Below are 15,729 nucleotides of genomic sequence, written 5' to 3' on the forward strand. Positions count from 1 at the left end.
GACGGGCGGCTGGATTTACTCTTCTGTCGTGGTTTCTTCTTGGTCTTCGTCAACCTGAAGGCGTTTCCCAGTGTAGAAGCGCGCGAAAAAGACGCCCACCTCAAACAGACAGTACATGGGTATGGCCAGCAACGTCTGGGAGAAAACATCCGGCGGCGTCAGCAACATGCCCACCACAAATGCCCCTACCAGCACATAGGGTCGCTTCTGGCGCAACGATTGTGGCGTTGTTATACCCATCCAACACAGCAGCACGATAGCGACAGGCACTTCAAAAGCGACGCCAAAGGCCATAAACAGCCCCATGACGAAATTCAAATAGCTGGCAATATCGGTCGAGACAAGCACGCCTTCCGGTGCCGTATGCGTCAGGAAGCCAAACGCCAGCGGGAACACCACAAAGTAGGCGAATGCCATACCGATATAGAACAGCAGCGAACTGGAAACCAGCAGCGGGATGATCAGACGGCGCTCATGTTTGTAGAGCGCCGGTGCCACAAACGCCCACACCTGATAAAGAATGACCGGTGCCGAGAGAATCAGCGACACCATGAAGGTCAATTTGATCGGCGTGAAAAAAGGTGACGCCACATCGGTTGCGATCATCGTCGCACCCAGCGGCATCTGTTTAATCAAGGGCGCTGAAACTATCTGATAGATGTCATTGGCAAAATAAACCAGCGCCAGAAAGATCACGATAACGGCAATAATGCAGTTTAACAGGCGCTTACGTAGCTCAATCAAATGCGTGATGAGCGGTTGAGTATCATCGACAGCCATGTTCAGGATTTATCACTTGAAGAAGGGGTCGCCTCAGAAGCCGTTTTCGCTTCTGCGGCCTGAGTTACGGTTTTTTTCGCCTCCGGCGCATCCTGAATGTCAGGAGCCTGCTCCGGTGCGCTGGCCTGCGCTTCTGCCGTTGCCGGAGTGACGCCTTCGTGCTGCGCTTCGTTACCTTTCACCACCGGGTTATGGATAGTGTGCGCTTCATCGCTGGCCTTTTCCGGATCGTTGACGGTATAGGAACGTTTCATCGACTCGGCTGCCTGGCGCAACTCATCCATTGATGCCTTTAGTTCCGGCGTCAGGTTGTCCAGGCTGGCTTTCTCAACTTTCTTGAGGCTGTCCTGAAACTCTTGCAGCTTAAGCTCCTGAGTCAGCTCATTTTGCACCGTCGTCGCCAGCGAGCGCAGCGCGCGGATCCAGCCCACAATCGTACGCACCGCAACGGGTAAACGCTGCGGCCCCAGAACCACAAGGCCGATGACGAAGACTAATAGCAGTTCGCTAAAACCAATATCAAACACGAATTACACCTGTTCTTTGTCGTGACGCTTTTCGTCTTTCTTCACGTCCTCTTGCTTATCAGCAAGAGATTTAGCAGTGAAATCCGCATCCTCTGCAGATTTGTCTTTGTCTTGCTTGTCATCATCGCTCATGGCCTTTTTAAAGCCTTTGATCGATGCACCCAAATCGGAACCGATAGAACCGAGTTTTTTCGTTCCAAACAGCAGCACGACGATAACCGCAACAATCAACAACTGCCAAATACTGATACCACCCATACATAGTCCTCTGTAGGAGATGATGAAAACAAGCCACAGTATACGTTACCGGGCCTCCCAGGGGCGATGTTAAAATCAGCGAGTTTTGCGCCAACCGACAATCCAGGTTAATAAACCGATAGCCATTAACCATCCGGGGGCGAAACCCCATTCCGGGCGATTAATCAGCAACAGGGTTCCACTCAACATCAGCGTCGCGCCGATGCCAAACAGATAACGGGATTGCCCCTGACGCACATGGTTGGTCTGCAACTCGCTGGCGATCCTATCAACGCTATGCTGCAATTGCTTACCCTGCCGCAAGCTGTTGTACACCAGTTCAGGAAGCTCTGGCATTTTCTCGATCCAGAAGGGCCCTTTCTCTTTCACCGCTTTCAACAGCGCCGGTATACCCACCTGATCTTTAATCCACGACTCCAGGAATGGCTTCGCCGTTTTCCATAGATCCAGTTGTGGATAAAGCTGACGACCCACACCCTCAATATAAAGCAGGGTTTTCTGCAGCAGCACCAGTTGCGGCTGGACTTCCATATTGAAACGGCGTGCGGTGTTAAACAGGTTCAGCAGCACATGGCCAAACGATATTTCCGCCAGCGGCTTTTCAAAAATCGGTTCGCACACGGTACGAATGGCAAATTCGAAATCTTCAACGTTCGTATCCGGCGGCACCCAGCCGGAATCGACATGCAGCTCAGCCACCTTACGGTAATCGCGGTTGAAGAAGGCGATAAAGTTTTCCGCAAGATAACGCTTATCTTCTTTGTTCAACGACCCGACGATACCGCAGTCGATACCGATATACTGGGGGTTTTCCGGGTGTTCAAAGCTGACGAAAATATTGCCAGGATGCATATCGGCATGGAAGAAACTGTCGCGGAAAACCTGGGTGAAGAACACCTGAACACCGCGCTCAGCCAACAATTTCATGTTGGTTCCGTTTTTCTCCAGTGTCGCCACATCGGAGACCGGAATGCCGTAAATGCGCTCCATCACCATCATGTTCTGGCTACAGTAGTCCGGATACACTTCGGGGATATAGAGCATCGGGCTGTTTTCGAAGTTACGTCGCAGTTGGATAGCGTTCGCCGACTCACGGAGTAAATCGAGTTCGTCGATCAACGTTTTTTCGTACTCACGCACCACTTCTTGCGGACGCAGACGACGCCCGTCCGGCAGCAAGCGAGGCACCCAGCCAGCCAGACGGTAAATGAGTTTTAAGTCTGCTTTGATGATCGGCAGAATGTCCGGGCGGATAACTTTAATGACCACCTCTTTGCCGTTCTCTTTCAACCGCGCGGTATGTACCTGGGCAATGGAAGCGGAGGCCAGCGGCTCAATCTCGAAATCAACAAACCACGCCTCAACGGGCAGACCGCCCATCGCTTTTTCAATCTGCTGTTTGGCCAGTACGCCATCGAAAGGGGCCACTCTGTCCTGCAACATAGCCAGTTGATCGGCGATATGCGGCGGGAAGAGATCGCGTCGGGTAGAGAGCATTTGCCCGAATTTAATCCATACCGGACCTAACTCCTGTAACGCCAGGCGTAAGCGTACCCCAAGTGCTTTCTCTTTATGCCGATTGGGCATCCAGAATAGCGTGCGTCGCCAGAGTCGCAGCGGCAACGTAATACGCATGACGGGGATAAGCTCATCAAGGCCGTAACTTAAAAAGGTCTGGATGATGAAATAGAGGCGCCGAATTTCTCCTGGCGTCATTTGCCCTCCAGTTTATCCAGGCGTTTGCTGAATGCGTCCACTGCGCGTTCTACTGCGGCGGTTTCTTCCGCAAACCAGGCCACTTCCAGTGCCCCAGGCGCCAGACGCCACTCTTCGGTAAGCACTTCTGCCACATAGTTCTGCTGGCGCTCAAAGCCGTGGCGTACCAGAAACGCACCGTTACGCAGTGCTTTGCCAATCCCCTCAGCAGCCACATCGCCGGTATAAGGGGCCAGCAGTTCCGCAACATCGAATTCGGCCAGATCCATCAGCGCAACAAGATTTTGCACCACCTGAATATCGCCCTGGACTTCCAGTTCGCCCGAGCGAATCAGCGCAGTCAACTGCTGTCTGTCACGCAGCTTAGGCAAAACGCGAAGCTGGGTAATCACCGTACAATCAGCCTCGCCTTCCCACTCGCCCAGCACATCGACCTGGCGTTCACTAAAGGCCAGCACCAGTGGCGAAGCAAACTCTTTTAGCGCAATGCGCAACACTTTTCCCTGCAACCGCTGCCGGGCAGGTTTAAGCGCCCGCTCGCGATAGAAAAAGGTATTCAGCACACGCTCAACACCCGCAGTCACCAGTGGCTTAAAAGGCATGTGAACTCCTGTCAGAACTTGTAGCCACGATGCAGCGCAACAATGCCTGCGGTCATGTTGTAGTAATCGACGTTTTCAAATCCTGCGCTCTGCATCATCGCTTTCAGGGTTTCCTGATCCGGATGCATACGGATGGATTCCGCCAGATAGCGGTAGCTTTCCGCATCGCTGGCTACCAGTTGCCCAATGCGCGGCAGCACATGGAAAGAGTAGGCGTCATACACCTTGCTCAGCGGTTCAATAATCGGTTTGGAAAATTCCAGCACCAGCAGGCGTCCACCGGGTTTAAGCACGCGGTACATAGAACGCAGGGCACTCTCTTTTTCGGTGACATTACGCAGACCAAAAGAGATGGTGATGCAGTCAAACGTGTTATCCGGGAACGGCAGCGCTTCGGCATTCGCCTGGACATATTCAACGTTGCCGATAATGCCGATATTGCGCAGTTTTTCGCGGCCCATTTTGAGCATGGACTCGTTAATGTCTGCCAACACTACCTGACCTGTTTCGCCGACCAGACGAGAGAATTTAGCCGTCAGGTCGCCGGTTCCCCCGGCCAAATCGAGAACTTTTTGCCCGCGACGCACGCCGCTACAGTCGATCGTAAAACGTTTCCACAAACGGTGGATGCCCATCGACATTAAGTCGTTCATGACATCGTATTTTGCGGCAACCGAGTGGAACACGTGTGCCACCATCTCGGCTTTCTGATCTTTGGCGACGGTCTGAAAACCAAAGTGCGTCGTCTCTTTTGAATCTTCCGCCATCTTAGTGCCTGCTATTGAAGAAAATGTTCGTGAAGTGTAACAGATTGGGCGAGATTGCCCTACGTTTCAACCCTCCGCTGAACAGTTCATTAAGCGTGTGTTCTATAAGCAGCGGATACGAATCGGTTGTTTTTATTGTGAACCGCAAGCGTGGCAGGTGGGCAAAATACGGATTAATCCCGCCCTGGGAAACAGCAGATAAGCAAAAGGCCGGGCATGCCGGCCTTCATACGGAAGGAAATAATTACAGCAGACGGCGCGCGGCTTCCACCACGATTTTCACCGCATGGCTTTCCGTTTGCTTCATGGTCTCAGCGTTTGGAATTTCCTGCTGGGTACGGTTGACGATAACACCCGCCACCATCCCGGCACGCAGCCCCTGGCTTGAGCACATGGTCAGCAAGGTTGCGGATTCCATTTCGTAGTTCATTACGCCCATGGACTGCCACTCTTCCATAGAACCTTTGAAACGGCTCACCACGCGGCCGGAGAAGGTGTCATAACGCTCCTGGCCTGGGTAGAAGGTGTCGGAAGAGGCGGTCACACCGATATGGGTGGTTGCCCCCACTTCTTTCGCCGCAGCCACCAGCGCGGTGGTGCACTCGAAGTCAGCCACAGCCGGATATTCCATCGGCGCAAAATGCAGGCTTGCACCGTCCAGACGAACGGACGCGGTGGTGACCAGTACATCACCAACATTAATATTGGGCTGAATAGCGCCTGTCGTACCGACGCGCAGGAAAGTGCGGATACCCAGTTGGGCCAGCTCTTCTACAGCGATAGAGGTTGACGGGCCGCCGATACCGGTGGAGCAGACGATGACAGCTTTGCCATCCAGTTCAGCGCGCCAGGAGGTGAACTCGCGGTGAGATGCCAGCTTAACCGGCTTATCCATCAGCGCGGCGATCTTTTCCACACGCTCTGGATCGCCAGGGACGATGGCAAGCGTAGCCCCTTGTAAATCGTTCTTGGTGAGGCCGAGATGAAAAACATCAGACTTGGACATAAAAACTCCTCTGTGATCAGGGTTAGTCAGAAGAAGCAAAACGGTACTTTACAGAAGGTATGCACGCAATTTCGTGATTGAGATCTCCATGATGTAATTTGTTTGCATAACATTTCCATAAAATAGTGATATCAATCACATTAACACATTCAGCCGTCTCGCCCTGCTCCAAAGATAGCCTTTTTCGCGCAGGATGATTTGCGCTCTGTCGGACTATAGTTAGTGGAGCGCTAAATAAAGGGTATGGAGAACGCCATGACAACCAAAACATTACCGGGCTTCGCGCCGGCGGCATCACCTCACGCTTCAACCACACTGCACACCCCGGAAGACGCCATCATCGCTGGCGAAACCACCATCCCAAGCCAGGGCGATAGCATGCCTGCGTACCATGCGCGGCCGAAAAATGCCTCCGATCCCCTGCCCGTGGTGCTGGTGATTCAGGAAATCTTCGGCGTACATGAGCATATTCGCGACCTGTGCCGCCGCCTTGCGCTCGAAGGGTATCTGGCCGTCGCCCCTGAACTCTATTTTCGTCAGGGTGACCCGAATGATTTCGCGGATATTCAGACCCTTTTTGATGGGCTGGTCATGAAGGTGCCCGATGCGCAGGTGCTGGCCGACCTCGATCATGTTGCCAACTGGGCGGCACGTAATGGCGGTGATGCTCATCGACTGTTGGCGACCGGTTTTTGCTGGGGAGGAAGGATTACCTGGCTGTACGCGGCCCATAACCCGCAATTGAAAGCCGCGGTCGCCTGGTATGGGAAACTGGTGGGACAAAAATCACTGAATTCACCGAAGCATCCGGTGGATATCGCCACCGACCTCAATGCGCCGGTCCTCGGTCTGTATGGCGCACAGGATACGGGGATCCCGCTGGAGACGGTCGAGACCATGCGTCAGGCGTTACGCGCCGCCAACGCGCACGCCGAGATCGTGGTTTATCCTGACGCCGGGCATGCGTTTAACGCCGATTATCGTCCCAGCTATCATGAAGAATCAGCCAAAGATGGCTGGCGCCGGATGCTGGACTGGTTCGCCCAGTACGGTGGCATAGCACGCTAATACTGCCTATGGAGAGCGACGCAGAACGGTATGATCTGTGTCGCTCGCGACACGTGCCTGGCTCTCGTGCCGCTTAATCACGTTCCGCCAGTGGGACTATCTGCCACTCTTGTGGCGTTTCGCCAGGCGAGATCCACATCGGCACCGCGTTCCCCACGCGATCGCCATAAGGCGTGCCGAAGGCGTGATAGCGGATCACACGGTAAACGCCAGAATGCGCCACAATTAACGGCGTATCGTATTGTTCCAGCAGGCTATTAAGCGCATCCGTGACGCGGGTGCAAAAGGTCTCCCAACTTTCACCGCCAGGCGGCGTACTTTCATACGGCGTTAACTCTGCCAGCGGACGGTTTTCCAGCTCGCCCCAGTCGCGCTCACATAAATCCGGCATAACCACATGGGCCGCACCAGGTAGCGCCAGTTCGAGGGTGCGTTGGGCCCGCTTGAGCGAACTCACCGCCACACCATTCCAGTCATAACGGCCCAGAATGGGGGCAGCGGAACGTGCCTGCTGCTCCCCTTCGTCGGTCAGCGGCACATCCGTACTCCCGCCAATCACTTTATCGCGGTTAAGCGGCGTCTCGCCGTGACGAACAAAAACAAAGGGTTTGCATATCAGTGGCATAGATCCACCCCCAACATATTCTGTGTAACGATGTGGCATTCAGGTGCGAGTTGCCAGTCCTGGATGTCCTCTACATGAGTAAACATCGGCACCAGCTTGCTGCACTTTAGCATCGACACCAACAACATTAAGGTATTGAGAGTTGGATGCACATTCCAGCGGCAAAAATCCACTTCCCCGGCCAGCCACTGTTGATGGTTAAGGCGATTCATATGACCCGTAAACAGGGTACGATGGTGGAAATCTTTGCGTCGACGCAGTTCGCCCGCCACCCCACTTTGCCCATCAGGATCTGCGGCCAGAATCAGCGATGACTGGGCGGAAAACGCCGGAAGAGTGCGCAAAAGCTGCTGTAAATCTGCCTCTACATCCTCGCGCAAACTGCCGTCATTATGCGCGGCCATTTGCCTGAGCACCTCCTGACAGGGCGCATCAAGCGCGATGTCGGTATGCCCCTCACGCGCCAGTAGCAGCGCCAGTTCCACCGCCCTGCCCGACGGCGGCACCGGACACAGCACCGGATGCGTCAGACTAGCACGCAATTTATCCCACTGCTGGCGTTGTGAAACGTTATAGAGCCCGTACGACGCATCCACCAGCGCAATCTGCGCAGGCGGCGGTGCATCAAAGCGAAACAGCGCCGATTCCATGCTGATATCGCCGCTGTAAAACAGGCCGCCGGCCACATTAAGATGAAACCACACCCCGCCCCAGGCGTGTCCGCAACTGCCCGTCGTCACAGTAATGTCGTCCAACTGGAATTGTCCGCGTACCGCAATGGGGTGAACGTTGTGCCCTGCGGGTAATGATTGTGCGGTGGTCTGCGTACAATAGACCGGGATGTGCGACGCAAGACGATGCAAACCGCCAATATGATCAACATGATCATGGCTAAGCAGGATCGCATCGATCTTTTCCGGTACTGGCCAGAGTTCCGTATGCGGATCCAGCGCACCGCCTGCATCCAGCAAAATACGTTGCCGGGGCGTGGAAACCAGAATCGCTGCGGGGGCTTTATGTCCCGCCCCACTGATAATCTCAATTTGTACCGTCACGCCGCCTCCAGGCACCATCCTTGTAACAGGCGCACACCTGCGCTCTGCTGTTCACGCAACGGCAAATGGTGGAAGGCGCTTAACCGCTGCCCATCCGGCAGACGCAGTTCCAGCAGGTAGCGTTCTCCCTGGAAAATGCAGCTTTCCACCGTTGCCTGCAACCCGCTATCACTCACCATGACATGCTCCGGGCGAACCAACACCTGCTGACGCGGCTGTGTATTGTCGGGGGCAAGACCGTCATGCAATTGCGCGCTATCCAGTTGTGCTTGCGGATACTGGGTTGCCAGCGACAGAATGCTGCCTTTACCGATAAACCCCGCCACCCAGGCATTTTGTGGATGCTGATAGAGCGTCTGCGGCGCCCCCCACTGCATTAATTCTCCCTGATGCATCACCGCAATGTGGCTGGCCAGCGCCATCGCCTCGGCCTGATCGTGGGTAACATAGACAAAAGTCGCCCCGGTACGGCGGTGAAACTCGCGAAACGTCTGCTCCATGGTGGCGCGCAGATGACGGTCGAGGTTCGCCAGCGGTTCATCCAGCAACACCACTTCCGGCTCCGACACCAGGCAACGGGCCAGCGCCACGCGTTGACGTTGACCGCCGCTAAGCTCCTGCGGCGAGCGCCCGGCATAAGCGCCCAGTTCCACCACATCCAGCGCTTCCATCACCCGCTTCTGGCGCGCAGCGCCATTCACTTTGCGCAATTTCAGCGGATAGCCCACGTTTTCCGCCACTGTCATATGCGGCCAGAGGGCATAAGACTGGAATACCATCCCCATATCGCGGGTTTCCGGCGGCATATGCACCCGCGAGTCCGCCAGCAGGCGATCCCCCAGCAACAAGCGCCCGGAAGAGAGGTGCTCAAGCCCGGCAAGAATACGCAGCGTGGTGGTTTTGCCACAGCCGCTCGGCCCCAGCAGTGCGGTGAAGGCCCCTTCGGGAATGGTCAGACTCAGATCCCGTACCACGGCCTGCTCTCCAAACACCTTGTTTAGCCGTTCCAGTATTAGCTCTGCCACGGGATAACTCCTTTGGGTAAATACTTGCCGAGACTACTCAGCAATAACATGACGCAGGCCACCAGCCCCACGACTAATACGGAGATCGCCGAGGCCAGCACCTTGTTGCCGCTTTCGTCGAGATTAAAAATCACCACCCCGAGCGTCTCTTTACCGGCACTCCACAACAGCGCGGAAACGGTCAGCTCATTGACGGCGGTCAGAAAGACCAGCAGCGCCCCGGCAAATGCGGCGGGGGCCAGCAGCGGCAACACAATATGGCGCAGACGCTGCGAAAAATTCGCCCCGGCCAGACTGGCCGCCTCTTCCATCGCCGGGTCAAGCTGCAACATGCTGTTATGCACCGGCTTTAGGCAGACCGTCAGAAAACGGGCAAGATAAGCGAGGAAAATGATGGTCAGCGTCCCACTCAGGCTGATACCCACCAGCGGCAGCGGACGGGCAAACAGCAAAATAAAGGCAATCGCCAGCACCACGCCCGGCAGGGTGTAGGGAATATCGATGACGCTATATAACCACCGCAGCGGACGGCTGGGATAGCGCACCAGTAGCCACGCCAGTGGCAGACACAGCAACATCAGCACCAGCGAGGCGCTCACGGAGAGCGAGATACTGTTAGTGAGTGCTCGCCAGGTAGCGCTCTGGTTATCAAACATCGCTCGCCAGGCGGCAAAGGTCAGGGTATCGGCATTCAGCGGCACGCCCAGTGTGGGTACCAGCGACGTTGCAATCAGCGCCAGCAGCGGTGCCAGCAGGATGGCGCACAACACCATTCCCAGCAGCACTTCGGTCGCCAGTCGCCATTTACCTAACTCAAAACTGAGCGCCCGCCCGGCCATCCCGATAAGCGGCAGCGCGTGACGACGCTGCATATATCCCTGCAAGGTCACGATACCAATGGCGAGCACGCCCATCAGCACAGACAGCGCCGCGACGTCGTTTAACATCGACGGACCAAAGCTGGAGAGCGTCTGGTAAATCTGAATCGGCAGCACGAAATAGGAAATGGGTATCCCGAGCATGGCAGGAATGCCGAAGTTACCCAGCGCGGAGACAAATGCAATCGCCGCACCGGCCCACAGCGCGGTACGGCACAGCGGCAATACGATATCGATAAACACCCGCCACAACGAGGCGCCATTCAGCCGCGCGGCTTCAATTTGCTCTTTTGGCAGACACTGTAGCTGCGTGCGCAGAGCCAGAAAGACCAGCGGCGCATGCTGGATCCCCAGCAATAGCGCGATGCCTTCCGGCGAGTAAAGGGGATTGGTACTGCCAAACCCCGGCGCGAGCCCAATACTGTTGAGCAAAATGCTGCTGGGGCCAAACAATTGTAACCAACTCAGGGCGGTGACCTGCGGGGGGATCATCATTGGCAGCATAAACAGGAAGACCCAAATCTGCTTGCCACGAATATTGGTCAGGGCCAGGCAAAAGGCGAAAAAACTGCCCAACAGCAGCGACAGCACCGTACCTAACCCGCTGGTATACAGGCTATTGTAGAGCGCAACCCAGGTGGATTCATTGCTCAACACGCGCCACAAGCTACTGTTGCTACCTTGCTGCCAGTCAAAGAGGGCGGAAATAAGCAGTCGCAGGCTGGGCAGCAGACTCAGCAAGGCGATCAGCGCGAGTAAAAGCCACAGCAGCCCTTTCGGCGGGCTGCTGGCGGTAGATTGGTGCAGTGTCATGTCCGTCATGACTTAGCGGTTTCCGAACAGATCGGCAAAACGCTTTTTGTTTGCTTCGGTATCAGCCAGCGCTTTTGCCGGATCGTATGGCATCAGTTTAATGGTGTCACGCGCCGGGAAGCCCTGAGGTACTGGTAAGCTGGCGTCCGCCGTCAGGTAGCCCTGTTTGAGAACCAGCTTCTGCCCGTCTGCGGAGAGGACAAAATCGATGAAGGCTTTCGCGTCCTCAGGGTTTTTCGCCCCTTTCATCATGGCGACCGGTTCGGTCACGATGCTGACGCCCTCTTTCGGGAAAACGAACTCAATCGGCGCGCCTTTGGCTTTTTCACGGATCGCCATGTAATCCACCAGTACGCCGTAGGCTTTACTGCCAGAGGTGATGGCGCTCATCACGCCGCCATTACCACTCTGCGGCATCGCGCCGTTCTCTTTCAGTTTCTCGTAATACTGCCAGCCGAGCTGCGGGTCATTCATTAACGTCGCCATATGAATCTGCGCGGCGCCGGAATAGAGCGGGCTTGGCAAGGTGGTCATATTTTTCAGTTCAGGCTTGAGCAGATCCTGCCAGGATTCCGGCTTTACCGGGGCTTTGCTGTGGTACGCAATGCCGGTAGTGATAAGTTTCGTACCGTAGTAGTAGCCGTCTTTATCATAGAGTTGAGCATCGTAGCGGCTGGCCTGCGGTGATTTGTAGGCCGCCAGCAGATTTTGCTGTTTCAGGGACTCCATCGACACACTGTCGGCGATGAGTAAGACATCCGGGCTGGCGCCACCGGCTGAAATTTCAGCCTGCAGGCGGGCAATCAGCTTTGCGGTTCCATCGCGAATCCATTTTACTTCGACATCCGGGTGCGCCTGCTCAAACGCACTCACCGTCATTTGCGCATCTTCGGTTGGCTGGCTGGTGTAGAGCGTCAGAGTGGATTTCGCGAAAGCGGTGCCACTCATGAAAGCCAGCAATGCCGCTGCCAGCGCAATTTTCTTACTCATGGTTTCGTCCCCCTGGTTTTCGTTGTGACGATTAAAACAGGGGAATCTGACAGAAATATGACCCGTTTTTTTCGTAGTAATAATTTCATATTCGCGGGCTAGCATGAGCGCAAATCCCCTCTGCCGGACGCAAATATGACTCCAGAAGCACGTCGCAGCGCGATTGTCGCCATCGTGACAGAGCACGGTGAGAGTAGCATTGAACAACTGTCGCACTATTTCGGCGTCTCGCTGCAAACAGTACGCAGCGATTTGCGCGAACTCACCGCGCAAGGGCTGTTATTGCGCCGTCATGGCATGGTCGCCCCTTTCGCGCGCGAAAATATTGGCTATCAACAGCGCGAGATCGTCAACGTTAACGGTAAGCGCTGGATTGGTGAACGGGTCGCACAGTTGCTCAGCGAAGCGCAAAGCTGCTTTCTCGGCACTGGCACCACCGTGGAAATGGTAGCGCGCGCCCTGCCGGACGATATCCGTCTGGCGGTGTGTACCAATAATCTGCACGCCGCCACGCCGCTAAGTCTGCTTCCTGGCTGCGAACTGACCGTCGCGGGTGGTCGCGTGCGTAAGCGCGATCTGGATGTGATCGGCAGTGACGCCCTGACCTTCTTTCGCCGCTATCGTGTCGATATCGGGGTGGTGTCCGTTGGCGGAATTGGCGAAGAGGGCGAGCTATACGATTTCAACGATGAAGAGGTGGTGGCACGTCAGGCGCTGGTCGCCAGTGCGGAAGTCAATGTTCTGGTGGTCGATAGCACCAAGTTTGGCCGCCGGGCGATGTGCCGCAACGGTGATATCGGCGATTTCCATTATGTGGTGAGCGACAGAGCCCCCACCGGCCCCCAGCGCGATCTGCTGGCACAGCGCCGCACGCAGTGGCTGTGTCGGGAAGAATAAAATAGCCTATTCAGGCTGTATCCTTTTATATATTGAAAATAAAGAGATCGCGCAATTCGTGATCTCTGCGGGTCGTAAATAAAAATTATTACATATATAAAAAACATTTCAACCAAACCATTAAATAACGTCAGGATGACGTTTACTTTCTTCACATCAATACGATTAAAGGATGACTCATGCCCACCCACATAGTAAGCACAAGGATTCGATCTAATGTCCCCCCCGATTATATTCTGTATGATTTATTGATTTATCGAATGGATGAGCAACGCAATAAGCGTATTCTTGTCGATGTAACGCAACAAAATATACAGAGTAATTATGAAACACAACAGCACATTACTCAGGAAACATCAGATCCGGGCACCACTATTTATATAATGGAAGTCACTCTGTATCGGCAAAACATGCTAGAAACTCGGCGCATAACCCCCACGCCCTTTAATAAAATGTATACCTTAGCGGAATTGAGTTCTGGTCGCGCATGGTCCCCTATTAAACGTGAAAATCCGTGTTATTTTGAGACGAGGGAACAAACGCGCCTGGTAAAACCCGGTGAGGAAAACATACAGGCCGTTCAGATTTCGAGCCCCGAACGCCCCTTTATTGCTAAAGAGTACCCTATTGGCCATGACCTTGATCCCTTCGAGCGCAGTATTATTAGAGAGCAGATAACCACGCGATTTAATCAGCTGGATTATCCTAACCAAGGGTGGGGAAGTTTGTGCGGTCCAGCCGCATTTTTCTACTGCCTGCAAATGGACAGACCCGATGTCTACGCTCAGGCAGCACGTGAACTGTGGTGCTGGGGCAAAACCAAAATTGGCGAATTAGAAATTACGCCGGGAGAGGGGTGTAGACACCCGTCAGGGGAATTTTACGACCATGACTTAACTCCCCCAGATCCTATTATTTCTGGTGTCGACTGGATAACCCTCGCCAGCCTCAGAGATTCGGAAAACGCGATAATTAACTACGATGCCGTCGATTGCCCTGCCGCCGGGGTCACCATGTGGCAGACTCTGGCAGAGTGGTTCCAAAAAGCGGGTTATGAACTTGTATTCTGCAATGCAGGTATCACCCGTGGCAGTGTGGATGATATTCGTCTTTTTAATGATTACGTCAACAGAGGGTACAAAGTCGTCACGCTGGTCGCTGGCGGATTGTTAGAAGGCAACGATTCAATTTTAACTATGCCAAATCATTGGATCGTATGGGACAGTCAGCTAACGCAAAATGACAGAGACGAAATTTCCTTGGCACTTTTCTCATGGGGAAATGTAAAAAATCATATTAAAACAGACATGACTATCCACCGCTTTCTCAATCGTTTCTTCGGAGGCATGGTTTTTAAACCATTAAAATAAAATGCGAAGGATTTTATTTTCTGTTTTAACATTAACTCTAACTGCTTGCAGCATGAGTGTTAAGGTGTCACCTAAAAATTCGCAATTGAGCGATGCCCAAGTAGGCAAACAATATTTCTCCCGGATAGAAATAACCGGAGGACGGGTCACTGAAAATGGTATTCCTGGTGAAATAACGCCGAAAGATAATGGACTTTACCTTAAATCATGTGAACCGTTATCCGTTACAAAAAATAACTGTATTCAGATAACAGGTATACCCGAAAAAACAGGCACCATACGAGTTACGGTGGCAGGGGGCGTTTATGGCACTATGTTCGAGAGTGCGAATAGATTCTACAAAACTTACACTATTAACGTTCTGGACCATTAAAATACACATTCAAAAGATGAATAGCAGAAATATTCGTTATAAACATAACTCAAGGATGAATTAACACATGGATAAAGTCTTCATATTGATGATGACGGTATGTTTGACATCATGCGGCCAACATTTTTCTTTCTTACCAGAAAACCCCAGGTTACATGATGCCGTAGTACATCAGCCTTACTCGGCGAAAATCACTATTTTCGGCGCCCCTGTTGTTAGCCCCGGCATAGTATTACGTCTTAATCCAGAGGATACGGGACTTACTATAAAATATTGCCAGATCCCAGAGTGGCGAATGTCAGACAAAACATCAGACACTCGCGATCTGAATTGCATTCAGGTGCAAGGCACACCCGTCAAAACAGGGGTTGTCACCTTCCTGGTTGCGGGAGGTGGCTACGCACATATGTTCGAAAGTTCAAAGGAATTTGAAAAAACCTACACCATTAATGTTCTGGATCATCAACATATATATTCAGAAGATGAATAGAATAACTATTCGCTATAGGCATAACTCAAGGATGAATTAACACATGGATAAAATCTTTATATTGATGATGACGGTATGTTTGACGTCATGCAGCCAACATTTTTCTTTCTTACCAGAAAACCCCAGGTTACATGATGCCGTAGTACATCAGCCTTACTCGGCAAAAATCACTATTTTCGGTGCCAGTGTTGCTGGCTCCGGCAATTCATTACGTCTTAACCCAGTAAATACGGGTCTTACCATCAAATATTGCCAGATCCCAGAGTGGCGAATGTCAGACAAAACAACAGACACCCGTGATCTAAATTGCATTCAGGTGCAAGGCACACCCGTCAAAACAGGGGTTGTCACCTTCCTGGTTGCGGGAGGTGGCTACGCGCATATGTTTGAAAGCTCAACGAGATTTAAGAAAACCTACACCATTAACATCGTCGATCCGAAAAACAAGTAAAAAGCGATCGCAAGGGCGATCGCTTTTCATTATGAACC

General features: G+C 53.3%; 17 protein-coding genes. 5 read left to right on the plus strand and 12 right to left on the minus strand.

Features of this window, described 5'->3' with window-relative positions; genetic code table 11:
• Positions 1–15: 15 nt before the first annotated feature.
• The 7 genes from tatC to udp form a co-directional block, all read right to left on the minus strand.
• Positions 16–780 carry a Sec-independent protein translocase subunit TatC gene (gene tatC / locus MRY16398_RS27590; protein ID WP_125125561.1) on the minus strand — a complete coding sequence of 255 codons (765 nt, stop codon included), beginning with the start codon at positions 778–780 and terminating at the stop codon, positions 16–18.
• A gap of 2 nt (positions 781–782) precedes the next feature.
• Positions 783–1,307 (minus strand): Sec-independent protein translocase protein TatB, encoded by a 525-nt coding sequence (gene tatB / locus MRY16398_RS27595; protein ID WP_039077061.1) that lies wholly within the window; start codon positions 1,305–1,307, stop codon positions 783–785.
• A 3-nt stretch (positions 1,308–1,310) separates the two neighbouring features.
• Positions 1,311–1,565 (minus strand): Sec-independent protein translocase subunit TatA, encoded by a 255-nt coding sequence (gene tatA / locus MRY16398_RS27600; protein ID WP_039077060.1) that lies wholly within the window; start codon positions 1,563–1,565, stop codon positions 1,311–1,313.
• 75 nt (positions 1,566–1,640) lie between these two features.
• Entirely contained in the window at positions 1,641–3,281 is a 1,641-nt protein-coding gene (ubiB, locus tag MRY16398_RS27605; protein ID WP_125125562.1) for a ubiquinone biosynthesis regulatory protein kinase UbiB, read from the minus strand.
• Entirely contained in the window at positions 3,278–3,883 is a 606-nt protein-coding gene (ubiJ, locus tag MRY16398_RS27610) for a ubiquinone biosynthesis protein UbiJ (protein WP_039077058.1), read from the minus strand. Before ubiJ ends, ubiB begins: the two co-directional genes overlap by 4 nt.
• Positions 3,884–3,894: 11 nt before the next feature.
• Positions 3,895–4,650 (minus strand): bifunctional demethylmenaquinone methyltransferase/2-methoxy-6-polyprenyl-1,4-benzoquinol methylase UbiE, encoded by a 756-nt coding sequence (ubiE, locus tag MRY16398_RS27615; RefSeq protein WP_039077057.1) that lies wholly within the window; start codon positions 4,648–4,650, stop codon positions 3,895–3,897.
• 244 nt (positions 4,651–4,894) lie between these two features.
• A complete protein-coding gene (gene udp, locus MRY16398_RS27620) occupies positions 4,895–5,656 on the minus strand; it encodes a uridine phosphorylase (RefSeq protein WP_039077056.1) in 762 nt (253 codons plus the stop codon).
• A 255-nt stretch (positions 5,657–5,911) separates the two neighbouring features.
• On the opposite strand from udp, the gene MRY16398_RS27625 reads away from it, so the two are divergent.
• Positions 5,912–6,724, plus strand: a complete 813-nt coding sequence (locus MRY16398_RS27625; protein ID WP_125125563.1) for a dienelactone hydrolase family protein — start codon at positions 5,912–5,914, stop codon at positions 6,722–6,724.
• Between the two features lie 73 nt (positions 6,725–6,797).
• Here MRY16398_RS27625 and MRY16398_RS27630 read toward each other — a convergent pair whose 3' ends face one another.
• From MRY16398_RS27630 to MRY16398_RS27650, 5 genes are read right to left on the minus strand one after another with little or no spacing between them, the layout of a single operon-like run.
• A complete protein-coding gene (locus MRY16398_RS27630) occupies positions 6,798–7,349 on the minus strand; it encodes a histidine phosphatase family protein (RefSeq protein ID WP_039077054.1) in 552 nt (183 codons plus the stop codon).
• Positions 7,340–8,404: an MBL fold metallo-hydrolase gene (locus tag MRY16398_RS27635; RefSeq protein ID WP_172600694.1), complete on the minus strand. Its 1,065-nt coding sequence runs from the start codon at positions 8,402–8,404 to the stop codon at positions 7,340–7,342. The genes MRY16398_RS27630 and MRY16398_RS27635 overlap by 10 nt, the downstream gene beginning before the upstream one ends.
• Positions 8,401–9,429: an ABC transporter ATP-binding protein gene (locus MRY16398_RS27640; protein WP_039077053.1), complete on the minus strand. Its 1,029-nt coding sequence runs from the start codon at positions 9,427–9,429 to the stop codon at positions 8,401–8,403. Before MRY16398_RS27640 ends, MRY16398_RS27635 begins: the two co-directional genes overlap by 4 nt.
• On the minus strand, positions 9,417–11,120 hold the full coding sequence (locus tag MRY16398_RS27645; protein WP_125125565.1) for an ABC transporter permease: 1,704 nt from the start codon (positions 11,118–11,120) through the stop codon (positions 9,417–9,419). Before MRY16398_RS27645 ends, MRY16398_RS27640 begins: the two co-directional genes overlap by 13 nt.
• A 12-nt stretch (positions 11,121–11,132) precedes the next feature.
• Entirely contained in the window at positions 11,133–12,110 is a 978-nt protein-coding gene (locus tag MRY16398_RS27650; protein WP_079498577.1) for an ABC transporter substrate-binding protein, read from the minus strand.
• Positions 12,111–12,245: 135 nt separating this feature from the next.
• On the opposite strand from MRY16398_RS27650, the gene MRY16398_RS27655 reads away from it, so the two are divergent.
• The 4 genes from MRY16398_RS27655 (at position 12,246) to MRY16398_RS27670 (ending at position 15,691) form a co-directional block, all read left to right on the plus strand.
• Entirely contained in the window at positions 12,246–13,007 is a 762-nt protein-coding gene (locus tag MRY16398_RS27655) for a DeoR/GlpR family DNA-binding transcription regulator (RefSeq protein WP_125125566.1), read from the plus strand.
• Positions 13,008–13,267: 260 nt separating this feature from the next.
• A complete protein-coding gene (locus tag MRY16398_RS27660) occupies positions 13,268–14,377 on the plus strand; it encodes a lipase family protein (protein WP_336513207.1) in 1,110 nt (369 codons plus the stop codon).
• 440 nt (positions 14,378–14,817) lie between these two features.
• Positions 14,818–15,240: a hypothetical protein gene (locus tag MRY16398_RS27665; RefSeq protein ID WP_039077049.1), complete on the plus strand. Its 423-nt coding sequence runs from the start codon at positions 14,818–14,820 to the stop codon at positions 15,238–15,240.
• 43 nt (positions 15,241–15,283) lie between these two features.
• Complete coding sequence (locus tag MRY16398_RS27670; RefSeq protein ID WP_071195562.1) at positions 15,284–15,691, plus strand: hypothetical protein; 408 nt, start codon at positions 15,284–15,286, stop codon at positions 15,689–15,691.
• The last annotated feature ends 38 nt before the right edge of the window (positions 15,692–15,729 follow it).

Origin of the sequence: Phytobacter sp. MRY16-398, assembly GCF_003925915.1 — a bacterium.
In the GTDB taxonomy this organism is placed as follows: domain Bacteria; phylum Pseudomonadota; class Gammaproteobacteria; order Enterobacterales; family Enterobacteriaceae; genus Phytobacter; species Phytobacter diazotrophicus.

Bases quoted from the DNA above. Each gene is read 5' to 3' on its own strand.
- tatC (WP_125125561.1), bottom strand. From the start codon at position 780: ATGGCTGTCGATGATACTCAACCGCTCATCACGCATTTGATTGAGCTA.
- tatA (WP_039077060.1), bottom strand. From the start codon at position 1,565: ATGGGTGGTATCAGTATTTGGCAGTTGTTGATTGTTGCGGTTATCGTC.
- ubiB (WP_125125562.1), bottom strand. From the start codon at position 3,281: ATGACGCCAGGAGAAATTCGGCGCCTCTATTTCATCATCCAGACCTTT.
- ubiJ (WP_039077058.1), bottom strand. From the start codon at position 3,883: ATGCCTTTTAAGCCACTGGTGACTGCGGGTGTTGAGCGTGTGCTGAAT.
- ubiE (WP_039077057.1), bottom strand. From the start codon at position 4,650: ATGGCGGAAGATTCAAAAGAGACGACGCACTTTGGTTTTCAGACCGTC.
- udp (WP_039077056.1), bottom strand. From the start codon at position 5,656: ATGTCCAAGTCTGATGTTTTTCATCTCGGCCTCACCAAGAACGATTTA.
- MRY16398_RS27625 (WP_125125563.1), top strand. From the start codon at position 5,912: ATGACAACCAAAACATTACCGGGCTTCGCGCCGGCGGCATCACCTCAC.
- MRY16398_RS27630 (WP_039077054.1), bottom strand. From the start codon at position 7,349: ATGCCACTGATATGCAAACCCTTTGTTTTTGTTCGTCACGGCGAGACG.
- MRY16398_RS27645 (WP_125125565.1), bottom strand. From the start codon at position 11,120: ATGACACTGCACCAATCTACCGCCAGCAGCCCGCCGAAAGGGCTGCTG.
- MRY16398_RS27650 (WP_079498577.1), bottom strand. From the start codon at position 12,110: ATGAGTAAGAAAATTGCGCTGGCAGCGGCATTGCTGGCTTTCATGAGT.
- MRY16398_RS27655 (WP_125125566.1), top strand. From the start codon at position 12,246: ATGACTCCAGAAGCACGTCGCAGCGCGATTGTCGCCATCGTGACAGAG.
- MRY16398_RS27660 (WP_336513207.1), top strand. From the start codon at position 13,268: ATGGATGAGCAACGCAATAAGCGTATTCTTGTCGATGTAACGCAACAA.
- MRY16398_RS27665 (WP_039077049.1), top strand. From the start codon at position 14,818: ATGGATAAAGTCTTCATATTGATGATGACGGTATGTTTGACATCATGC.
- MRY16398_RS27670 (WP_071195562.1), top strand. From the start codon at position 15,284: ATGGATAAAATCTTTATATTGATGATGACGGTATGTTTGACGTCATGC.